Origin of the sequence: Marinifaba aquimaris, from assembly GCF_013328345.1 — a bacterium.
Taxonomy (GTDB): Bacteria; Pseudomonadota; Gammaproteobacteria; order Enterobacterales; family Alteromonadaceae; genus Marinifaba; species Marinifaba aquimaris.
The window spans coordinates 56,510-70,918 of sequence record NZ_JABULX010000023.1 but is presented as its reverse complement, the minus strand read 5'-3'; the positions used below and the strand labels follow the sequence as shown (position 1 = coordinate 70,918).

Genomic DNA, 14,409 nt, shown 5'->3' with positions numbered 1-14,409 from the left:
GTTCAATGACAGATGGTTATGACTGCTATCAAAATGCACTGGCTGAGAGAGTAAACGGTATTCTTAAAAACGAATACTTGTTAATGAAACCAAATAACCTAAATGAGGCAAGGGAAATGGTAAAACAATCAGTCGATTTATATAATCAACAAAGGCCACATTCGGCCTTAAAATACAAAACGCCCGATGAAATTCATCAGGCGTTTTAATCAAAAAAGTGTCAACCCATACTAGGATGGGTCATATGGTAAGTGAAAAAGAAGCTTCGCTACCCTGATCTATTTATGCTCAACCTTGGCAATATCTCTGATGATAACACTACCTAATTGTGCTTTATCTGAGATATATTGAGCTGTTTTATAAGCTTGGTGCGATGCGGCATATTCAATGACATCTTCGCCGTTACAAACCACTCCTTTAGCAATTTGTTTGTACGATAGATTAGACGCACGCTGAGCTTGTCTTAAATTTCTAACTTCATCACTTTTAGCTGCTTTACAGATGTTAACGAGCATTTGCTCTTGGGCAGAATTGTAGCTAACGCCAGCTTGAGACGAAAAGCTAAAAAAGGTGAATAAACCTAATGTTAAAACGCCTGCTAATTTTTTCATTTTTATCTTCAAATGTAGCGCTTCGCTACCAGTAATGTGTGAGATGCAGATTAGCTAATCCTGTTTGAAAATCAGGTCTTTTGGGGCAGTTAGCAGCGACTTAAAGTTAAGGCGATGACAGGCACAAAATGTACGATAAACGACCAATTCAAAGCTTGGTAATACACCGTATTAAGCGGTCGTTTATCGAGATTAAAAAGAGATTGGCACAGATAATTCCCGTGCCAACTTTAACAAGCCATTATTGGCAATTATTTTGCTCTAAATATTGTTTTACCTTGGTATTGAAAAGCGTTATATCACTCCCCGTTAACCAATCTCGGGTAGTCAAATCACCGTCGGTTCTATTATCGAGTAAACTTGATAAGTAACATACATCTAACCCATAGCCTTCTCGGCGTTCTAATAAAGCTAAAACACGAGAAGTAAAGTACTCGTTAACTCGTTTTAGTCGAGCACTCCCTGTACCAAACAGTGTTTGATTCGCCAAACCATTTTCATACATTTGCTGTAAATCAGCAGCTGTCAACGTTTCAATTGCAGGCGTTAGCTGAAAACTAGCAATGATTGGGTCGTGATCGGAAAACCTAACAGCTGTTTGAGCATTAAAATAATCGGCTGGTCGGCCAAAATCTAAATTGTAATCTAAAGCGTCAGCTTCATCAGCATTGATATGCCAAACGGTGCTGCCCTGCTTCATATCCGTTAAGGCAGGTGACATTAAGATGTAATCTAAACTCCCCACGTGGCCATCGAAAACAAAGGAGTATTGCGCTGATGACTTTGAATTTTGATACCCTTTTGATAGTAAATATTGGATAGGCGCTTCGTTTAAATAAGCATTTAAATCACCAACAATAGCTATCAAATCCGTTTCAATTTGAGTCGGTGACGTTTCTAACCAAGCGGTCACTGCTTGAGCTGCCAATGTGCGTTTTCGATTGTAAAAGCCTTGTCCATCCATTTGGTCAAAATCAGGGCTTGTTGTATCGGATAAACCTGAGCTCCCTTTTGATTTAAAGTGGTTATTAACCAGTGTGAAGTGTTGTTCAGATGTAAGGTGTTCAAAACTTGCCACAAGCGGAACACGGTTGGTCGCAACACCATCAAATATAGGTTCATTGATAAAATCATGTTGTGCAAATGCGGTAAGTTGCGCCACCTTTTCATCATTTAATACTGCAACGATAGAATCTTTAGCTAAACCTATGGTTTGATTGTTATAAATAAAAGCAACAGCAATAGCATCAGTACCGACAAACTCAGCTTGAGGATAAACAGCTGAATATTGAGTTTGTTTACCTGAGGCCAAAAGTTGCTCATTTAAGTTATCAACGAGCTGAGTTAAAGCCGTACGGCCATTTTCACTTGTATCAAATTGGTTTTCTATTTCAACTAAAGCGAACACATCAGCTTCGATAGCAACTAAAGCATTAACTAGTTTAGCGAGCTGCCTTTGATATTCAGCATCAAAAGGCTCGACACCAAAACGGCTTAAATCATCGGCACCACGAGGTGATAATCCTACAGCAGTTAAAGTATTGCCATTATCAAGTGTAGTAAAATAGTTAAGTACATTGATTGAGGCCAATTTTAAATTACCAGTGAGCACATCGGGTTGAAGTTGTCTTTGTGACTGTGCCGTTACCTGATTGACATCATCTTCAACAGCACGCACTCGCCATGTTGCTTTTGATGATGAGTTACCAGCCCATTTATAATCGAGTACTCCTTGTAGGTTTTCGATTACATCGCCCATACGAGGAGCATTGTCTTCATTAAAATCAGCAAAACCATCCAATAATGTAATACTTTGGTTTTGAAGGTTTAAGCCATCATCATAAACGATACCTCGTTTTGCTACTGCTTGCTGATGAAGCTCAAAACCTTGTACATCAGGTTGCTCAGTTTGAGTAAACTGTACCGGACGCTCACCGGCGACTAAACGAATTTCATTAAAGCGATCCAATTGAAACATCTCATTGATAACAAGTTCACCCGTAAACTCAACTAACATGCCTTCGAAAGATTCCAAGTCAGCTTGATAACGACCAGAACCAGCTATCGATACAAGCTGGTTACCGGCCAAGTCAATTCCAGCAGGGGTTACTTGGTTCAAACCATCAGCACCTAATGATTCAATCACTTCAATACTTGTGATGTTGTTTAGCTGCGTTTCGCCAAAATATTGAGTTACCGTTGCACTCACTTGCACTAAGTCACCCAAATTTACATCTACACCTGTACTGCCTTGATAGACAAATACGCCTTCAGAAGAAAGTACATTTTGATCACTATCAATTGTCTCTTCTTGCAGATAAAAACCTGATAAGTTGCGACTAGTATCAGTGTCGAAGTCCTGGAAATCCCCCACGACAATCGCCTCGACAGTGACTTGCTCACCGTGCATTGGACTGACATCTTTTTCGCCGTATTGATTGGTGACGTAAGATGAAGGCTGACCTTGAATAGTAGAGATCAACGTGAGTTCGACTTCTACATCGGTGTCAGTTTCTGTTGTCGTATCTGTATCGGTCAATGTGTCGGTACCCACAGCTGAATCGGCTAATGGAATAGGCATATTGGCAGTGTCATTATTTGACTCACCGTCTAATGCATTCCTACCACTAAAAGACCAATTTTCAATAACAAAATCAGTACTAGCAGTCGTATTATTGTTTCGAGCAGCCCATCCGTCTAAATACTCCCATGCTTGTCCTGTACCATCAGTGTTAATATCACCGAATACATCATGGACTTCACCTTGATAAAAGACTTCAATCGCATCATCACCATTAATAGACATCGCATAGCTTGTGTAATCGGGTGAAAAACCAAAAAAGTCAGTAAACCCATTCGTCTCACTTGCTAAATAAATGTATTCACCTTGAGCGATTGCAACAGCTGGAAAAGTAAATTCTTGGCCATCAGAACCGCCACCGTTATTTGCACTGCCAACACCATATTCACTTAAGTCACTGATATCAGTAGTTGCAAGTAACTCAATGCCTTTTGGCACACCACCCGATAAGGGGCCGTCAAATACAGCGGTGATCACCAAATCTGCATGAGCATAATTCGATAAAAGCAAAGCCGTTAGCGCGGCAAATTTTGTCGTTATATTGTTCATTGTTAAACCTGAATTATTAATTAACACCTGCCGACGACATCGACTTACCCTTATATTATTTTTGGAGGATTAAGTGACAGCAGGTAAGGAAAACCCAGAAAAGGGAATGATTAAATTACGGGCTAAATATGACGATTTCTAAGCAAGAAGGTGGCAGTTTTACGGCAGTTTAATGACAAATATAAAAACGGCGAGTAACTGAGTTACTCGCCGCTTTTTCATTAAAAATGAGTTTTATTTATTTTGGCGTTTCGCTAAATCTTGAATCACAACATCGCCAGTTTGCTCTGCTAAAAAGCTCGCAGTTTTATATGATTGATGTTGAGCGGCAAAATCGATGATGTCATTTCCATTACAAACTACATTATAAGCAACTTCTTTATAACTCAAGTTCGCGTTGCGGCTAGCTTTGCGTAATTTATAAACTTTATCGCTTTTAGCTGCTTTACAGATATTTCTGATTTTTTGCTCTTCAGCGTCTGTATAAATAATACGATCACCTGCATAAGCATTCATTGAAAATAAACCGGCAGTCGCGACTAATAATAATGTTTTTGATGTAGAAAGTAATTTGTTCATCTCTTTATCCTTGATAGCTGTAGAGTTTAGTCTTCAGCAGCCCTTCTGCTCTTGACTTGTGAACTATACTAACGGTTATTTTTATAAATACATGTTAATTGAGGTTAGTTACAAAACAGAAACGTTCGAGCGATAAATGCACAATTGTTGCGGTTAAAGCTGTCTAGCATGCATTTTTATTCAACATGTTTTTTTGCCATTTCACCGTTAACCACTGGTATATTTCGATGTTTTATTTTTTGTTTTTGCTCGAGCTAAGCATTCGATAAACAACCATACAGATGGAGATGAAGCCAATTCAAAAATGACGGTATTCACCTACTGTTTAATCAAACAAAAATAAAATGAATTTCCCTGTAAAAACAGGTTTAAGCATTAATAGTCAAGGTAAGGATTTCGAGCAAAATTCATTTAAATTTATTTAAAATGCGGGAGTTATTATTTAGGTATCAAGAGGAAATATTGATTAGCGGTGTTGGAATGTAAAAAAGCGGCATGCAACCTAAGTTGACATACCGCTTTATCGGATAGAAGGTCCGCGTATTAAATAGCGTTTACTTGTTCATCGCTAAATCGTGAATCGCAACTTGGCCAATTTCTTCTGCTAAGTAATTCGCCGTTTTGTATGACTCATGCTGCGCTGCGTAATCGATAATATCGCTACCATTACATACAACTTGATTAGCCACTTCTGCTACCGTTAAGTTCGCGTTTCTTGTCGCTTTGCGAAGCTTAAATACTTTGTCACTTTTTGCAGCCTTACAGATGTTTACGATTTTTTGTTCTTCCGCTGCACTGTATTTGAATTGTTCGCCAGCCGTTGCATTGATTGAGAATAAACCTGCAGCCGCTACGATTAATGCTGTTTTTGTAGTGTTAATTAATGTGTTCATCTCTTTAATCCTTATTGATTATTCTGTGTCTTATCAGCAGCCTACCTGCTCTCGACTTGGGATTAATAATAATGAATTCCGGGCAAAAAGCTGCTCAATTGAGATTACTGACAAGCGCCTGACGTTATAGCGATAAGTGCACATTTTTGAGCGTTTAATGTATTTATCATGAATTTTATTCAACTCAATTTTTTGGTCGATAATCGCTTTAAACTCGATTTAACACTCGGTTTATGACTGACAAAAAGTGACTAAAAGGGATTAAATCTCCGTATGTTCATGGCGTGGTTAAAATGGAGAATAAATAAAATGCATGTTAAAGCTTTCTTAAGGTGTTTTAATTTATTGGTTGAAAGACTAGAACAATAAAACGATTGTAAGAAGCGGTGTTTAATAAGATGTCGAAACTAATTAATGGTGGAGATAAGTCATTTTATGACAGTAGCCTTTAGCAAAAAAATCAATGTAGTTTTGAAAAGCTATACCCTAGCGTTATGGAAACAAGTAGATTTTACAATTAATAATAAATAAGTCATTAAACGTAAAAAAGCGGCATGCAACCTAAGTTGACATACCGCTTTATCGGATAGAAGGTCCGCGTATTAAATAGTGTTTACTTGTTCATCGCTAAATCGTGAATCGCAACTTGGCCAATTTCTTCTGCTAAGTAATTCGCCGTTTTGTATGACTCATGCTGCGCTGCGTAATCGATAATATCGCTACCATTACACACAACTTGATTAGCCACTTCTGCTACCGTTAAGTTCGCGTTTCTTGTCGCTTTGCGAAGCTTAAATACTTTGTCACTTTTTGCAGCCTTACAGATGTTTACGATTTTTTGTTCTTCCGCTGCACTGTATTTGAATTGTTCGCCAGCCGTTGCATTGATTGAGAATAAACCTGCAGCCGCTACGATTAATGCTGTTTTTGTAGTGTTAATTAATGTGTTCATCTCTTTAATCCTTATTGATTATTCTGTGTCTTATCAGCAGCCTACCTGCTCTCGACTTGGGATTAATAATAATGAATTCCGGGCAAAAAGCTGCTCAATTGAGATTACTGACAAGCGCCTGACGTTATAGCGATAAGTGCACATTTTTGAGCGTTTAATGTATTTATCATGAATTTTATTCAACTCAATTTTTTGGTCGATAATCGCTTAGTAGTCGTTAAATAGAGAAATTCTTGCTAGCGAAAAGGTTTATCCTTTTGCCTAATGTCGCTAAAATCGACTTACACTCATTCAGAAATATAAGATTATGCTTGCTGTTATATCACCCGCTAAAAATTTAGATTTTGAAACCACCATTCCAACAGAGGTTTTCAGCCAACCAAACTTTCTTGAACATAGCCAATCATTAATCGATACCTGTAAGTCGCTATCTCCTCAGGAAATAAGCTCACTAATGAGTATTAGTGACAAACTAGCTGGTTTAAATGCAGCTCGCTTTGCTCAATGGCACACACCATTTGATACAACAAACGCTCGACAAGCAATGTATGCTTTTAATGGCGACGTATATACCGGGTTAGATGCTTATTCACTGTCTGCAGATAGCGTTGAATATGCTCAACAACATTTAAGGATTTTATCTGGCCTTTATGGTTTATTACGCCCGCTTGATTTAATGCAAGCGTATCGCTTAGAAATGGGTACTAAATTAGAAAATGACCGCGGTACAAACTTATACCAATTTTGGGGCGATATCATTACCAACGCTGTAAACCAGTCACTTGCTGATGCTAATTCAGAGCAATTGGTTAACCTGGCCTCAAATGAATACTTTAAATCAGTTAAAAAGAAGCAATTAAACGCTGAACTTATCACGCCTCAATTTAAAGACTGGAAAAACGGTCAATACAAGATGATCAGTTTTTATGCAAAAAAAGCACGTGGTTTAATGGCCCGTTACTTGATAGAGAATCAAGTTAAATCAACCGAGCAATTACTGGCTTTTGACGTTGCCGGTTATCAATATAATGAGAGTCTATCTTCAGCCGACACACCAGTATTTACCCGTAAAGAAGCTGAATAGTCGATTAAAAGGTCACTTTCACTGTAGTGTTAAAGTGACCTTTTAAAATCCCCTTACATTTTACAGTTTACTCCCCCCTTTACACTTACCGGTTATCTGCCTAAACCTTTAGTTGAGCAACCTCATTAAAGGATTAATTTATGGCAAATATACTTGCGATTGACGACCAACTCGTGATGCGACAAATGGTTAGTGTTGTTTTAGAAAAAGCAGGCCATCAAGTGACCACAGCAGAAGATGGTGTAAAGGCACTGGAAAAAATAAGAGGTAACCCCTGTGCATTCGATTTGGTGATATCAGATGTCAATATGCCAAATATGTCAGGAATCAGCCTAGTTGCGAAAATAAGGCGGCTTCAGGAATATAAGTTTATTCCCATCTTGATGTTAACCACAGAAAGTAGTCAATACCGTAAAGATAAAGCTAAAGCTTCTGGAGCAAGTGGCTGGCTCACCAAACCATTCGATCCTCCCCGTTTAACTAATGCTGTTAATAAACTAATTCAAAGAAGAGTCGCTTAGCTTACATTGGCTAATTTAGCCGTAATAACGTCATTTTAGATATTAAAAAAGCCGCTAACATTAGCGGCTTTGTTAATTATGATTTGGCAGCTTTTGGTTTAGCAGGCCCCCTGCCTTTAGGTTTTCTTACCTTTACAGGTTTTTCTTTAACTTTTTTCTTTTTCGTTTTTTTCTTAGCCGGTACCTTAGCTTCTTTGTGTTTCGGCTCTAATCCTTCAATTACACGACGTTTAAGTACTTCTTTAGTGTAACGCTCAATTTTCTGTGTCACTGCTACATCATGCGCTTCAACCAATGAAATAGCCGTTCCTTTTTTACCCGCGCGACCTGTTCGACCAATACGGTGAACATATACATCAGCCGTTCTTGGCATATCGTAGTTGATCACATGACTAATATTATCGATATCAAGACCACGAGCAGCAACATCGGTAGCGACCAATACGTTGACTTTATCTTTAGTAAAACGTGAAACTGCATTTAAACGCTTATCCTGTGGCATCTCACCTTGCAGCCAACAGCATGGAACGTCAGCGGCAATTAAATAACTAGAAAGTTCAGCCACACGTTCGCGTGTTTTGACGAAGATAACCACCTTTGTGGCTTTTTCATCTGCAAGAATGGCTTTGAGTAGTTCATTTTTATGCTCGCGACTGTCAGCTAGATGAACCCATTGGTGGATCTTATTGCTCTCTCGACGAGGAGGCTCAGCTTCAAGTAAAACGGGATCATTCAATACACCTTTAGCAAAGCTATCAATACCTCGGCCTTCAAGTGTCGCAGAGAAAAGTAAGGTTTGCTTGCGCCAGCGCGCTTCACCTGCGATGCGCTCCATAACCGGCTTAAAGCCCATATCAAGCATACGATCAGCCTCATCTAAGACCAACCACTCTACATCACGACATTCAAAGCTTTCATTCTCGATAAACTCTAATAAACGCCCAGGAGTAGCTACTAAAATATCAACTTCAGATTCTAATAACTCTTTGTGTTTACCATAGTTAATACCACCAGTGATAAGACGTACCGAAAACTCCGTAAACTTAGCAAGCTGCTTGGCATTTTTATAGATTTGTTCAGCTAGCTCTCTTGTCGGCGCTAAAATTAAAATACGCGCAAAGTGCCCTGCACTTTTAGATCGAGGAAAATCCAGTAAATGTTGCAAAGCAGGCAGTAAAAATGCAGCCGTCTTACCCGTCCCCGTAGGTGCACTTGCCAAAATATCTTTGGCATCAAGTGCATGTGGGATCACCATTTGCTGTATGGTTGTAGCTCGGCTATAGCCTAATTCTAGGGTCGCCTTAATTAATTCTTCATCTATTTCAAGTTCAGCAAACTGGCTCATCTATTACTCACACTCTATATTGGGTCGGCGTATTCTACGGACTTAGTAGGACGACATAAACAAAAAAGGCACCAAATGGTGCCTTTATTTTAGTTGAAATCAGAATTAACGATTTCTAAAACGCTCAATTAATGCATTTGTTGAGCTATCGTTGTCTAGCGGTAGGTCAGTATTTTCAAGTTTAGCTAATACGTCATTACCTAATACTTTACCTAATTCAACACCCCATTGGTCAAATGAGTTAATGCCCCAAACAATGCCTTGAACAAATACTTTGTGCTCATAAAGTGCAATTAAGTTACCTAATGTACGCGGCGTAATTTGGTCAAATAATAAAGTGTTACTTGGCTTGTTACCTTCAAATACTTTCTGTGGAGCAACTTGCTCGATTTCAGCATCTGTTAAACCTTTACCAGCAAACTCAGCTTTAACTTCATCTAACGACTTACCTTGCATTAAGGCCTGTGTTTGACCAAAGCAGTTTGAAGCTAACATTGCGTGATGGTTTGTCACTTCGTGCTGTGAATTAAGCGGTAACATGAAATCAGCTGGGATTAACACTTTACCTTGGTGTATTAATTGGTGAAAAGCGTGTTGACCATTAGTACCTTCACCACCCCAGATAACAGGACCCGTAGCATAATCTAAGTAGTCACCTGTTGGCGTAGCAAACTTACCATTTGATTCCATATCTAACTGCTGCACATAAGCAGGGAAACCACGTAGATAGTGGTCATATGGTAATAATACGTGGCTTTGTGCGCCGAAGAAGTTGATGTACCAAACACCTAACATACCTAAAATAGCAGGTAAGTTCTCTTCTAATGGAGCCGTTTTAAAATGCTCATCCATTTCATAAGCACCAGATAAAAGTGCTTCGAAATTATCAAAACCAAGTGCTAAAGCGATAGGTAAACCAATTGCTGACCATAAAGAGTAACGACCACCAACCCAATCCCACATAGGGAAGATATTTTCTTCAGCAATACCAAAATCAGTCGCAGCTTTAACGTTTGAAGAAACACACATAAAGTGCTTAGCAACATCATCTTGTGTGCCGCCGTTATCTAGGAACCAAGCTTTTGCAGTTTGAGTATTCTTTAATGTTTCTTGCGTACCAAACGATTTAGAAGACATTAATACAAGGGTCGTTTCAACGTTTAACTCTGCTAGTACATCATGGATGTGCGCACCGTCAACGTTAGCTACAAAATGTACTTTCAGGCCATCAACACGGTATGGTTTAAGTGCCTCAGTCATGATCTTAGGACCTAAGAAAGAACCACCAATACCAATTGCTAATACATCAGTAAATTGCTCACCTGTGTAACCTTTACGCGAACCATCGTGAACTTCTGCAACAAACTGCTTCATTTTAGCCAGTACAGCTTGAACTTCAGGCATAACATCTTGGCCATCAACTAAAACCGGCTCACCAGATTGATTACGCAACGCGGTGTGTAATACAGCACGATCTTCACTTGTGTTGATTTTATCACCCGCGAACATACCATCGCGTTTTGCTTCAACACCTGTCTCACGTGCTAAATCAAATAACAAACCAAGCGTTTCTTGGCTGATGCGGTTTTTTGAATAGTCTAATTCAATACCACAAGCTTTCGCTGAAAACTTGTTAAATCGGTCACTATCTTGAGCAAACATATCACGCATATGCGCATCTTTGATTTGTTCAAAATGAGCTTGTAATGCCTGATAACTTTTTGTTTGATTAAATAAAGCCATTTGCTGTTCTTTACCTTAAATAGTCAATTTTTAACTTTGCCCCGAGTGATTCGAGGCAAAATAATGTGGGGAATTAAGCTTGTAACTGCTCTCGCAATTGCGCTTCTAATTTGTTTTGGTCAACTGCGAAATTGCGGATACCTTCTGCTAATTTCTCAACTGCCATAGGATCTTGGTTGTGTGCCCAACGGAATTGCGCTTCAGTCATTTTAGCAGGTCGCTCAGATAACTCACCGTCATAAGCTAATTTAACCGGTACTGGAGACACTGTTGCTTCTAGTTCTTCAAGTAAGCCTGGACCAATTGTTAAACGGTCACAGCCAGCAAGTTCAGTGATTTCATCTGTGTTTCTGAAACTCGCACCCATCACTACTGTTTTATAACCATGTTCTTTGTAGTAGTTATAAATTTTAGTCACAGATAAAACACCTGGATCTTCAGCGGGTGCATAACTGTCTTTACCTTCTGCCTTTTTGTACCAATCTAAAATACGGCCAACAAACGGAGAGATTAAGAACACACCTGCTTCAGCACACGCTCGCGCTTGAGCAAAGCTGAATAATAGGGTTAAGTTACAGTTAATATTCTCTTGTTCAAGTTGCTCAGCAGCACGGATGCCTTCCCAAGTAGAGGCAAGCTTGATTAATACGCGATCATTACTCACGCCCGCTTCGTTATATAATTTGATTAATTTACGTGCCTTTTCTAAAGAACCTTTTTCATCAAACGATAAACGCGCATCAACTTCAGTGGAAATACGACCAGGGACAATCTTTAAAATTTCTAAACCGATATTCACTGCTAACTTATCGCCAGCATCAATAACTTGCTGCTCTAAATCATCTGATTGTTCTTTAGCCCAAGCAATCGCATCATCAATAAGAGATTTATATTCTGGAATAGCGGCAGCTTTTAGTAACAAGCTAGGATTTGTTGTTGCATCTTGAGGTTGAAATTTCTTTATCGCTTCAATGTCACCTGTATCTGCTACGACAGTCGTAACAGCACGAAGTTGTTCCAATTGAGTTGTCATAAGTCTTCCTGCTTTTTAAAATCCGAGTGGATAAAAATATTAAAATAATGAAAATCTAACCAATATATGGGGACAAATTTACCAATATGTGAATATTTTTAAAATTGCCGCATAGTATAACGTTTCATTAAACAAAAATCAGCGGATAAAACCATTACTATTTAGTTACTTTCTGTTAATCTCATTAAATATTGGTTAATAAATGTCGAATATCGTCTGAGCTGTAACTCTCTATGATTCTCCACAATGCCTTCTACGCAAAGAAAAAAGTACTGGTAGTTGATGATTGCGAACCTATTCGTTCTGCAGTTAAAGGCATGTTGCAGAAAATCGGCTTTTCGAACATTCAATCCGCCAGTAATGGTGCACAAGCCCTACAAAAAGCGACCGAAGTAAAATGGGATTTTATTCTTGTCGACTTCAACTTAGGTGACGGTAAAGACGGCTTTCAATTATTCGAAGAGTTGAAGTACAAAGACTTATTAGCCCCACACTGCTGCTTTTTTATTATTTCAGCCGAAAATAGACGACCACAAGTTCACGGCCTAGTTGAACTCCAACCCGATGACTTTTTATTAAAGCCCTTTACTTATAAAGGCCTTGAAAAACGCTTTGCACGTGCATTGGCGAAAAAACGCATCTTGGCCAAGGTTTATCAGGCTATTGATGAAAAAGAAGTGGTTGAAGCAATTAATCATTGTAATGACATTATTAAGAACGAATCTAAAAATGCGCTAGTTGCTTTGCGAATGAAAGGCGAGTTATTACTGCAAATCGGCGAAGCGCAACGAGCGTTGAAACTCTACGACAATGTGCTAGAAAAACGCAGTTATAGCTGGGCTAAATTAGGTAAGGCCATTGCTACATTCAAAGCGGGTGAACAAAATACCTCAGAACAACAGTTGTTTGAATTACTTGAAAGTGAGGAAACTCGTTTAGAGGCCTATGACTGGCTGGGGCGTTTAAATATCAATCGACAAGATACTGCCACTGCGTTTGAGATGTTAATTGAAGCAGGTAAAATATCGCCGCGAAACATGGTTAGACAAAGGGCAATTGCGAATCTTGCTATTGCCAACAATGAGGTAGATGAAGCGGTAAGAGCTTATTCTCGAATTCTGAAAAACTCGCGTTACTCAGTATTTGATACCCCTGAAAACTATTTAAACTTTGCCCGCAGTTTATTGGATTTATGCACCGACTCAAATAAGCTAGAAATAGCTAAACAAGTGACTAAATGTACTGAACTAATGGGTGAAATAGAGCGTCGTTTTTATTCAGATTCTGTCAAAGCACAAGAAGCGGTACTCAAAGCTCGAATTGCCGTTTTAAAAGGTGAAATGGAAAGTGCTCGTGATTTGCTTGATGAAAGTGAAAAACACGAGTCTCCCTATGATTCTGCCGATGACAGACTTGATAAAGCTAAAGCTTATTTTGCAACAGGTAACTTATCAAGAAGCGATGAAATCATGGCTTCGCTTGATGAATTAGTCGAAAAAGACGACCTGATATCGACTACGCTGCAAGTGCTAGTTGAAAAAGAAAAAGAAGGTCATGAAGAGCTCAGAGAGCGCATTCGCCAGCTAAACAATGAAGGTTTAAAATTCTATCAAAATGCGATGTATCCGCAATCGGTAGAATGTTTTGTAGAAGCCTACTCATTCATGCCAAATAACGCGAGCTTAGCGTTAAACTTAGTTCAAGCCATTACCAAGGTGGGTACTTTCTTAACACAAGGGCACAGCCCTAAAGAAATGAAGTCTATTTGTAATCGCTGCATGACAATCATAGAGCAATCCGATTTGTCAGAGAACAATATGCGCCGTTATCATTCGTTAAAACCTGAGCTAATTCAGTTATTAAGCGAAAAAGAAATTGCTTAAATGCATTTTCAATAAATATTAAGCCATGAGCTAGTTCACCGATTGTGCTTTTTGTTAGAATAACTGCTTTGAAACCCTGATTTACGCTTTGTATCCATGTCTGTAACCCCACATCAATATCAAGACCTAATCGCTATTTTTGAGTCTTGTTTTTTGACATCTCACCAAACGCGCTTAGTACGAGGTGATGACGAGCCTATTTACTTACCAAAAGACAAAAACAATCAACATGCGCAAATTGTCTTTGCACATGGTTTCTATGCCAGTGCATTACATGAGATTGCCCATTGGCTTGTAGCGGGAACAGAACGACGTAAAAAAGAGGATTACGGCTATTGGTATAGCCCCGATGGCCGAGATCAACAAACTCAGGCAGAATTCGAAAAAGTAGAGATCAAACCGCAGGCTATTGAGTGGGCATTGTCTATTGCGGCAGGTTTTGAGTTTAAAGTCAGTTGCGATAATTTAAATGGTAGTTGTGAGCCAGATAGGCATGCTTTTGAAGAAAAAATCAGAACTAAACTTATCGAACTGATACAAACCAACGGCTTTAACGACAGAACACTCACGCTATTAAAAGCACTTTCTTCGTTTTATAAAACGGCTTTTCCCATTTCAGTTGCTAGCTAGATTCA

Annotated in this window: 13 protein-coding genes; 5 read left to right on the top strand and 8 right to left on the bottom strand. The window is 39.0% G+C overall.

Annotation, left to right across the window (positions count from 1 at the left end; all coding sequences use genetic code 11):
• A partial coding sequence (locus HR060_RS14100) for an integrase core domain-containing protein (protein ID WP_174198709.1) occupies nt 1-209 on the top strand: 209 nt, incomplete at its 5' end.
• A gap of 69 nt (nt 210-278) precedes the next feature.
• Here HR060_RS14100 and HR060_RS14095 read toward each other — a convergent pair.
• The 5 genes from HR060_RS14095 to HR060_RS14075 form a co-directional block, all read right to left on the bottom strand.
• Nucleotides 279-611: a DUF3718 domain-containing protein gene (locus tag HR060_RS14095; protein WP_174200936.1), complete on the bottom strand. Its 333-nt coding sequence runs from the start codon at nt 609-611 to the stop codon at nt 279-281.
• 241 nt (nt 612-852) lie between these two features.
• On the bottom strand, nt 853-3,741 hold the full coding sequence (locus HR060_RS14090; protein WP_174200935.1) for an ExeM/NucH family extracellular endonuclease: 2,889 nt from the start codon (nt 3,739-3,741) through the stop codon (nt 853-855).
• A 234-nt stretch (nt 3,742-3,975) separates the two neighbouring features.
• A complete protein-coding gene (locus tag HR060_RS14085) occupies nt 3,976-4,320 on the bottom strand; it encodes a DUF3718 domain-containing protein (protein ID WP_174200934.1) in 345 nt (114 codons plus the stop codon).
• A 554-nt stretch (nt 4,321-4,874) separates the two neighbouring features.
• Entirely contained in the window at nt 4,875-5,213 is a 339-nt protein-coding gene (locus HR060_RS14080) for a DUF3718 domain-containing protein (protein WP_174200933.1), read from the bottom strand.
• A 613-nt stretch (nt 5,214-5,826) separates the two neighbouring features.
• Nucleotides 5,827-6,165, bottom strand: coding sequence for a DUF3718 domain-containing protein (locus HR060_RS14075; RefSeq protein ID WP_174200933.1), 339 nt, complete (start codon nt 6,163-6,165; stop codon nt 5,827-5,829).
• 307 nt (nt 6,166-6,472) lie between these two features.
• Between HR060_RS14075 and yaaA the strand changes: the two genes are divergently transcribed.
• Both yaaA and HR060_RS14065 read left to right on the top strand, forming a co-directional pair.
• The gene (gene yaaA / locus HR060_RS14070; RefSeq protein WP_174200932.1) at nt 6,473-7,249 is read left to right on the top strand and encodes a peroxide stress protein YaaA; all 777 of its coding nucleotides are present in this window, start codon (nt 6,473-6,475) and stop codon (nt 7,247-7,249) included.
• 140 nt (nt 7,250-7,389) lie between these two features.
• Nucleotides 7,390-7,770, top strand: a complete 381-nt coding sequence (locus tag HR060_RS14065) for a response regulator (RefSeq protein WP_174200931.1) — start codon at nt 7,390-7,392, stop codon at nt 7,768-7,770.
• A 76-nt stretch (nt 7,771-7,846) separates the two neighbouring features.
• On the opposite strand, the gene srmB is transcribed toward HR060_RS14065, so the two are convergent.
• The 3 genes from srmB to tal form a co-directional block, all read right to left on the bottom strand.
• Entirely contained in the window at nt 7,847-9,115 is a 1,269-nt protein-coding gene (srmB, locus tag HR060_RS14060; protein ID WP_174200930.1) for an ATP-dependent RNA helicase SrmB, read from the bottom strand.
• 105 nt (nt 9,116-9,220) lie between these two features.
• On the bottom strand, nt 9,221-10,858 hold the full coding sequence (pgi, locus tag HR060_RS14055) for a glucose-6-phosphate isomerase (protein ID WP_174200929.1): 1,638 nt from the start codon (nt 10,856-10,858) through the stop codon (nt 9,221-9,223).
• A gap of 73 nt (nt 10,859-10,931) precedes the next feature.
• On the bottom strand, nt 10,932-11,891 hold the full coding sequence (tal, locus tag HR060_RS14050) for a transaldolase (RefSeq protein WP_174200928.1): 960 nt from the start codon (nt 11,889-11,891) through the stop codon (nt 10,932-10,934).
• Between the two features lie 233 nt (nt 11,892-12,124).
• On the opposite strand from tal, the gene HR060_RS14045 reads away from it, so the two are divergent.
• Both HR060_RS14045 and HR060_RS14040 read left to right on the top strand, forming a co-directional pair.
• Nucleotides 12,125-13,774: a response regulator gene (locus HR060_RS14045; protein ID WP_174200927.1), complete on the top strand. Its 1,650-nt coding sequence runs from the start codon at nt 12,125-12,127 to the stop codon at nt 13,772-13,774.
• 96 nt (nt 13,775-13,870) lie between these two features.
• Nucleotides 13,871-14,404 (top strand): elongation factor P hydroxylase, encoded by a 534-nt coding sequence (locus HR060_RS14040; RefSeq protein ID WP_174200926.1) that lies wholly within the window; start codon nt 13,871-13,873, stop codon nt 14,402-14,404.
• Nucleotides 14,405-14,409 lie beyond the last annotated feature (5 nt).

Bases quoted from the DNA above. Each gene is read 5' to 3' on its own strand.
- HR060_RS14095 (WP_174200936.1), bottom strand. From the start codon at position 611: ATGAAAAAATTAGCAGGCGTTTTAACATTAGGTTTATTCACCTTTTTT.
- HR060_RS14090 (WP_174200935.1), bottom strand. From the start codon at position 3,741: ATGAACAATATAACGACAAAATTTGCCGCGCTAACGGCTTTGCTTTTA.
- HR060_RS14085 (WP_174200934.1), bottom strand. From the start codon at position 4,320: ATGAACAAATTACTTTCTACATCAAAAACATTATTATTAGTCGCGACT.
- HR060_RS14080 (WP_174200933.1), bottom strand. From the start codon at position 5,213: ATGAACACATTAATTAACACTACAAAAACAGCATTAATCGTAGCGGCT.
- HR060_RS14075 (WP_174200933.1), bottom strand. From the start codon at position 6,165: ATGAACACATTAATTAACACTACAAAAACAGCATTAATCGTAGCGGCT.
- yaaA (WP_174200932.1), top strand. From the start codon at position 6,473: ATGCTTGCTGTTATATCACCCGCTAAAAATTTAGATTTTGAAACCACC.
- HR060_RS14065 (WP_174200931.1), top strand. From the start codon at position 7,390: ATGGCAAATATACTTGCGATTGACGACCAACTCGTGATGCGACAAATG.
- srmB (WP_174200930.1), bottom strand. From the start codon at position 9,115: ATGAGCCAGTTTGCTGAACTTGAAATAGATGAAGAATTAATTAAGGCG.
- pgi (WP_174200929.1), bottom strand. From the start codon at position 10,858: ATGGCTTTATTTAATCAAACAAAAAGTTATCAGGCATTACAAGCTCAT.
- tal (WP_174200928.1), bottom strand. From the start codon at position 11,891: ATGACAACTCAATTGGAACAACTTCGTGCTGTTACGACTGTCGTAGCA.
- HR060_RS14045 (WP_174200927.1), top strand. From the start codon at position 12,125: ATGATTCTCCACAATGCCTTCTACGCAAAGAAAAAAGTACTGGTAGTT.
- HR060_RS14040 (WP_174200926.1), top strand. From the start codon at position 13,871: ATGTCTGTAACCCCACATCAATATCAAGACCTAATCGCTATTTTTGAG.